Annotated in this window: 8 protein-coding genes; 2 read left to right on the forward strand and 6 right to left on the reverse strand. The window is 67.4% G+C overall.

The window, feature by feature from the left end; genetic code table 11:
• Nucleotides 1-171 precede the first annotated feature (171 nt).
• A complete protein-coding gene (locus A5694_RS03910) occupies nt 172-1,047 on the reverse strand; it encodes an LLM class F420-dependent oxidoreductase (RefSeq protein WP_064920536.1) in 876 nt (291 codons plus the stop codon).
• Nucleotides 1,048-1,157: 110 nt separating this feature from the next.
• Here A5694_RS03910 and A5694_RS03915 point away from each other — a divergent pair, with 110 nt between their 5' ends.
• On the forward strand, nt 1,158-1,583 hold the full coding sequence (locus tag A5694_RS03915; protein ID WP_064920549.1) for a hypothetical protein: 426 nt from the start codon (nt 1,158-1,160) through the stop codon (nt 1,581-1,583).
• Nucleotides 1,584-1,594: 11 nt separating this feature from the next.
• On the opposite strand, the gene A5694_RS03920 is transcribed toward A5694_RS03915, so the two are convergent.
• Nucleotides 1,595-2,230, reverse strand: coding sequence for a TetR/AcrR family transcriptional regulator (locus A5694_RS03920; protein WP_064920537.1), 636 nt, complete (start codon nt 2,228-2,230; stop codon nt 1,595-1,597).
• A gap of 76 nt (nt 2,231-2,306) precedes the next feature.
• On the opposite strand from A5694_RS03920, the gene A5694_RS03925 reads away from it, so the two are divergent.
• Nucleotides 2,307-3,776, forward strand: coding sequence for a flavin-containing monooxygenase (locus A5694_RS03925; protein WP_064920538.1), 1,470 nt, complete (start codon nt 2,307-2,309; stop codon nt 3,774-3,776).
• A gap of 28 nt (nt 3,777-3,804) precedes the next feature.
• On the opposite strand, the gene A5694_RS03930 is transcribed toward A5694_RS03925, so the two are convergent.
• From A5694_RS03930 to A5694_RS03945, 4 genes are all read right to left on the reverse strand, one after another.
• Entirely contained in the window at nt 3,805-4,515 is a 711-nt protein-coding gene (locus A5694_RS03930; protein ID WP_064920539.1) for a YggS family pyridoxal phosphate-dependent enzyme, read from the reverse strand.
• Nucleotides 4,516-4,520: 5 nt separating this feature from the next.
• Nucleotides 4,521-4,994: a ribonuclease E activity regulator RraA gene (gene rraA / locus A5694_RS03935; protein WP_064920540.1), complete on the reverse strand. Its 474-nt coding sequence runs from the start codon at nt 4,992-4,994 to the stop codon at nt 4,521-4,523.
• A gap of 6 nt (nt 4,995-5,000) precedes the next feature.
• Complete coding sequence (locus A5694_RS03940; RefSeq protein WP_109535583.1) at nt 5,001-5,555, reverse strand: hypothetical protein; 555 nt, start codon at nt 5,553-5,555, stop codon at nt 5,001-5,003.
• A 103-nt stretch (nt 5,556-5,658) separates the two neighbouring features.
• The coding region (locus tag A5694_RS03945; RefSeq protein WP_131809498.1) for a copper resistance CopC family protein at nt 5,659-6,000 on the reverse strand (342 nt) is incomplete at its 5' end.

Genomic DNA, 6,000 nt, shown 5'->3' on the forward strand with positions numbered 1-6,000 from the left:
ATCGATACCGGATGGGCCGAATGGCCTGGTCACTGCTGCGGCATCCACGGCGGAGCCGAGAGTTTCCGGCCAAGCATGAGCGCCTGATCACGGCCGACGAGTTGATGCGCTACGCGACGTAGGTTTTCGGGTCTGCGCGGGGCGACCCGAGCGGGAAAGTTTGCTGCGGCGTTACCGCGGCGTGACTTCTGACGAGGCCGGCGTCCACAGGCCGGAATCCCGGATCGCCTCGGCCAACGGTTCCAGTACCGCCGGGTCATAGGGCACCGGCAGATAAACGATCGCCAGGTCCAGACCTTCGGCGCCGAGCGCCGCGGCGTCATCGACCACCTTGCGGTAATCCCGGTCGGGTTCCAGCCGCAGGTGCGCCGAGAGGGTGATCTCCTTGGGGTCGCGGCCGATGTCGGCGCAGTGTCCGGCCAGCACCTCGCGCTTGCGGGCGAACTCGGCCGGCGGACCCCCGACGAAGTTCCAATGCTGGGCATAGCGGGCGGTGATCTTCAGCGTGCGCTTCTCGCCGCTGCCGCCGATGCAGATCGGCGGGTGCGGGCGCTGCGGGCCCTTGGGCTCGTTGCGAGCGGACTTGAGCTGGTAGTAGCGACCGTCAAAATCGGTCGTCTCCTGGCTGAGCAGGCTCACGAGCACTTCGCAGGCCTCCTCGAACCGGTCGAAGCGCTCCTTGAGGCTGCCCAGCTCGATTCCGTAGGCGCCGGATTCCTCCTCGTTCCACCCGGCGCCGATGCCCAACTCCAGCCGGCCGCCGGAGATGATGTCCAGGGCCGCGGCCATATTGGCCAGCACGGCGGGGTGGCGGTAGTGGATGCCGGTGACCAAGGTGCCCAGCCGCAGCCGGGAAGTCGCCTGGGCCAGCGCCGTCAGCGTGGTCCAGCCCTCCAGGCAGGGTCCGGTCGAGTCGGTGAAGATGGGGTAGAAGTGGTCGAAGGTCCAGCCGGACTCGTAGACGTCGATGCCGTCAGCGGCCTGCCAGACCGCCAGCATGTCGGCCCAGGTGGTGTTCTGCGGTGAGGTCTTGAACGCGAAGCGCATTCCGCCGAGGTTAGTGCTTTTTCCCGCGTCCAGTCATGAAAGCCGCCATGGGGGCGTGGGCGTCTGCGCGGCGGAGGGACGTCGGCGCCCGATAGGCTCCCGCTGTGGACATGGTGACTCTGGGGATCGACACCAAGGTGACGCTGTTGGCGGCCGGGCTGATCTTCCTGCTGGCGCTGCTGCTGGGGGTCTGGAAATACCAGCAGATCGCCACCTCGGAGAACCACCAGGCTCACATCTACGTCGACATCGCCCACCGGGCGGCGTTGCTGTACTCCTTCGCCACGCTGCTGGTCGCGGTGTTCGTCGAGCTCAGTGGCTGGCCGACCTGGGTGAACATGACCGCGGCGATGGTGATGGTGTACTTCTTCGTCACCGCGATCGCCAGCTACATGCTGCACGGCGCCTTGCGCGACACCACCAACCAGTTCGAGAAGGCCGGCCGGCTCATGAAGCTGGGCATGGTCTTGCTGATCGTCGGTGAGATCGGCGGCTTCGCGGTGCTGCTGGCCGGGTTCGGCATCGGCGAGTTCTGAGGCGAAAGCCGTTACAGCGCTTCGCCGTAGATGCTGCTGACCCAGATGTGGGTCAAGGTGTCGACCACCCGGTCATGGGCGATCGACGGTTCCTCGGCGACCAGGGCCGCCATCATGGTGCGCTCGTTCATCTGATTCAGCGAGGTCGCCAGATCCAGCGCGGGAATGGTGTGCGGCGCCGCGCCGCGCTCGCGCTCGGCGGTGATCATCGCCGCGGTCTGCTCGATCCATTTCTGCATGAAGCCGTTCCACATCGCCTTGAATTCCGGACTCGTGGCCAGCGCCTCGGTACCGGCCCGGGCTATCGCCCGATGCGAGCTGAACGCGATGAAGAACGCCTTGATACCGCTGCGCCAGATCCGGCGCGGGTCGGTCGGCAGCCGTTGCACAGCGCCGACGAACTCCGAGTCGGCGGCCGCGATCAGCGGCTCCAGCAACGACAGCAGCACCGCGTCTTTGGACTTGAAATAGAAGTAGAAGGTGGGCCGGGAGATCCCGGCGCCTTTGGCCAGGTCGTCGACGGAGATCTCGGCCAGCGGCCGTTGCTCGAGCAGTCGTTCGGCGGTCGCCAGGATCGCCAGCTCACGATCATCGCCGGACGGCCGCACCGCACGGCGTCCGTGACGGGTCGCATTCGGGCTGGCCATGACCGCTACCTTACATGATGTCGACAAATTCAACAGGGTGTTGACCGACTCGACACCCCGTTGATAACCTGGCGCCATGACTGAACACCTCGATGTTGTGATCGTCGGTGCCGGCATCTCCGGTATCAGCGCGGCCTGGCACCTGCAGAACCGCTGCCCGAGCAAGAGCTACACGATCCTGGAGCGCCGTGACGACCTCGGTGGTACCTGGGATCTGTTCAAGTACCCGGGCATCCGCTCCGACTCCGACATGTTCACCCTCGGTTTCCGGTTCAAGCCGTGGCGCTCGGCGCACTCGATCGCCGACGGCGCCTCGATCAAGGCCTACATCAAGGAGGCGGCTGCCGAGAACGGCATCGACTCCCACATCCGGTACCGGCAGCACGTGGTGGCCGCGGACTGGTCGGATGACGACGGCCAGTGGACGGTGACCGTGGAAAGCGACGGTAAGCAGAGCCAGCTCACCTGCTCGTTCCTGTTCGCCTGCAGTGGCTACTACAACTATGACGAGGGCTATTCGCCGAAGTTCGAAGGCGCGCAAGACTTCGAGGGCACCATCGTGCACCCGCAGCACTGGCCCGAGGACCTGGACTATGCGGGCAAGCGGGTTGTGGTGATCGGCTCCGGCGCGACCGCGGTGACATTGATCCCGAGTCTGGTGAACACCGGTGCCGGGCATGTCACGATGCTGCAGCGCTCGCCGACCTACATCGGCTCGCTCCCGCTGGTCGATCCCTTCGCCGAGCGGGCCAACAAGCTGTTGCCGGCGCACGCGGCGCACGTCGCCAACCGTTGGAAGGCGATCGGTTTCAGCACCTTCCAGTACCAGCTGTCGCGGCGCTTCCCGAACTTCATGCGTAAGACCTTGCTGACCATGGCCCAGCGCCGGTTGCCCAAGGGCTACGACGTCGAGAAGCACTTCGGTCCCAGCTACAAGCCGTGGGATCAGCGGTTGTGCCTGGCTCCCAACGGTGATCTGTTCAAGACCATCCGGGGCGGACAGGCCGACGTCGTCACCGACACCATCGAGCGTTTCACCAAGACCGGTATCAAGTTGAGCTCCGGTGCGGAACTGCCCGCCGACATCATCATCACCGCGACGGGGCTGAACCTGCAGTTGTTCGGTGGAGCCGAGGTGCGGCGCAACGGTGAACCGGTCTGCCTCAACGACACCATGGCCTACAAGGGCCTGATGCTCACCGGGCTGCCGAACATGGCTTTCACCATCGGCTACACCAATGCGTCCTGGACGCTGAAGGCCGACTTGGTATCGGAGTTCGTCTGCCGGCTACTCAACTACATGGACGAGCGCGGATTCGACACCGTGGTGCCGGGACGACCCGGTGCCGATATCGAGGACCGGCCGTTGATGGACTTCACCCCCGGCTATGTGCTTCGGGCGCTGGACTACCTGCCCAAGGCCGGATCACGCGCACCCTGGCGGCTCAAGCAGAACTACCTGTTGGATCTCCAGCTGATCCGGCGCGGCAAGGTCGACGACGACGTTCTGCGTTTCTCCAAGCACCGGGCCGCGGTCGCGGCGTAAGCGCAGCGCCCACCCCGGCCCCCCGGGTTCAGGGCCAGTAATGGGAGTCGGGGTATGGGCGGGCGCCGAAGATCGCCGTGCCGATCCGCACCTCGGTGGCGCCCTCGGCGATGGCCAGCGGAAAGTCTCCGCTCATCCCCATGGACAGCCGCGGCAGGTCGTGGCCACGGGCGGCGGCGTCGTCGCGCAGCTGCCGTAACCGGCGAAAGCAGCCGCGGACTGTATCGGGGTCGGACGTGTTGATGGCCAGCGTCATCAAGCCGCGCACCCGCAGCGTGGGGTAACCGGCCAGCTCGTCGAGGAATCCCAGCAGCTGCGCTGGGTCCAGCCCGTACTTGCTGGGCTCGTGGGAGGTCTTGACCTGCACCAGTACGTCGAGGACACGGTTCTCGGTGCGCAGGTGCCGATCCAACGCCGCGGCCAGCTTGGGCCGGTCCAGGGACTGCAGCTCGGTGGCCAGCCGGGCCACCACGCCGGCCTTGTTCGTCTGCAGGTGCCCGATCATCACCCAGTCGATGGCGCACTCGGCCAGCGCCTCGGACTTGTCCCGGATCTCTTGGACCTTGTTCTCGCCGAAGCGGTGCAGCCCCAAGCCGACAGCCTCCCGGATCAGGTCCGGGCCGAAGGTCTTGCTCACCGGAAGCACGGTGACCTCGCCGGGATCGCGGCCGGCGGCGCGGCAGGCGTCGTCGACGCGTTCTCGCAACCGTTCCCAGCGTGCCCGCAGGGTGTCATCCATCTGCGTTACACGACGACGATGCCGTCGTCGTCGCTGTAGGCGAGTTCGCCGGGCACGAACGCGATGCCGCCGAGTTCGACCACGACGTCGCGTTCGCCGGCGCCGGTCTTGGTGCTCTTGCGGGGATTGGTGCCCAGCGCCTTGATGCCGATGTCGAGCGAGCGCAGCGTCGCGGCGTCACGCACCGCGCCATGCACGATCAGCCCGGCCCAGCCGTTGCTGCGGGCCAGCTCGGCGATGACGTCACCAACCAGGGCGGTGTGCAGTGACCCGGCGCCGTCGATCACCAGCACCCCGCCGTCGCCGGGCTCGGACAGCACCGATTTGAGCAGGGCGTTGTCTTGGAAGCAGCGGACCGTGCTGATCCGGCCGGCGAATTCGGTGCGGCCGCCGAGTTGACGGAACTGCAGGTCGCAGCTGCGTACGGCGGCGCCGATATCGTCGACCAGGTCGGCGGTGGGCCGGAAAGCTACGGTCACCGGGGCTCAGCCGCGGCGCGCGCGGAACAGCCGGCGGATCAGCAGCAGGCCGAGCAGGCCGAGGAAGCCGGCGGCCAGCACCGCGCCGGGCGACCGGCGAGACGGCGGCACCGACGGGGTGAGCGGGTTGCGGGCTGCCTCGACCGTCGACTTCGCCTGGGCAGCCGTTTCTTTGGCGCCATCGGTGAGTTGGCCCGAACCATTGGTGCCGGCGGGCCGCGGAGCGGGTGAGGGGGCGGCGGCGGGTGCATTCTTGGCGGGTGCCTTCTTCGCCGGTGCCTTCTTGGCCGGTGCCTTCTTGGCCGCCTTAGCCGGTGCCTTCTTGGCGGCTTTGGCCGGTGCCTTCTTGGCGGCCTTCTTGGCCGGTGGCTCGGCCGGGGCTTTCTTGGCCGGTGGCTCGGCGGGCCCCGCGGCTCCAGCCGGCTCAGCCGGCGCGGTGGGCGCGTCAGGTGCAGCGGATTCGGCGGGTTCGGCGGCGGACGGCACAGTGGGTTCGGACGGCGCAGGCGGTTCGGGTGCGGCGGCGGATTCGTGATCGGGGTGGCCCTGCGGGTCGGTCATACGGCAGCTCCTCTGGCGCGTTCTCGTCTCAGATCAACTCGGCGACACCGGCGACTTTGCCCATCATGCCAGCATCTGCCTGCGGCCATGAGATGGGCAGCAATCAAGATCGGCGCCGATTCAGCCAGAGGCCAGCCCCGACAAGTGCCACCGCGCCGGCCACGAACGGCCATATCGGCAGGTCACCCTCGGGGTCGGCGTATCGGCGGGGAAGCGGCGGCGGTGCGTCGCCGTGCTCGGTCACAGCCGGGCCGGGTTCGGCCGTGCCGGCCACCGTCAACCGGAACGGCCACGAACCCGACACCACATGACCGTCGGCGGAGGTCACCCGATAGTTGACGGTGTAGGTGCCGGCCGGACCGAGCGGGCGCACCGCGACGCTGGCGACGGGCCCCTGGACCTGTGTCTCGCCGGTGGACCACAGGTGCCCGTCCGGTCCCACCAC

It is taken from the genome of Mycolicibacter sinensis (assembly GCF_001667945.1).
GTDB classification, from domain to species: domain Bacteria; phylum Actinomycetota; class Actinomycetes; order Mycobacteriales; family Mycobacteriaceae; genus Mycobacterium; species Mycobacterium sinense_B.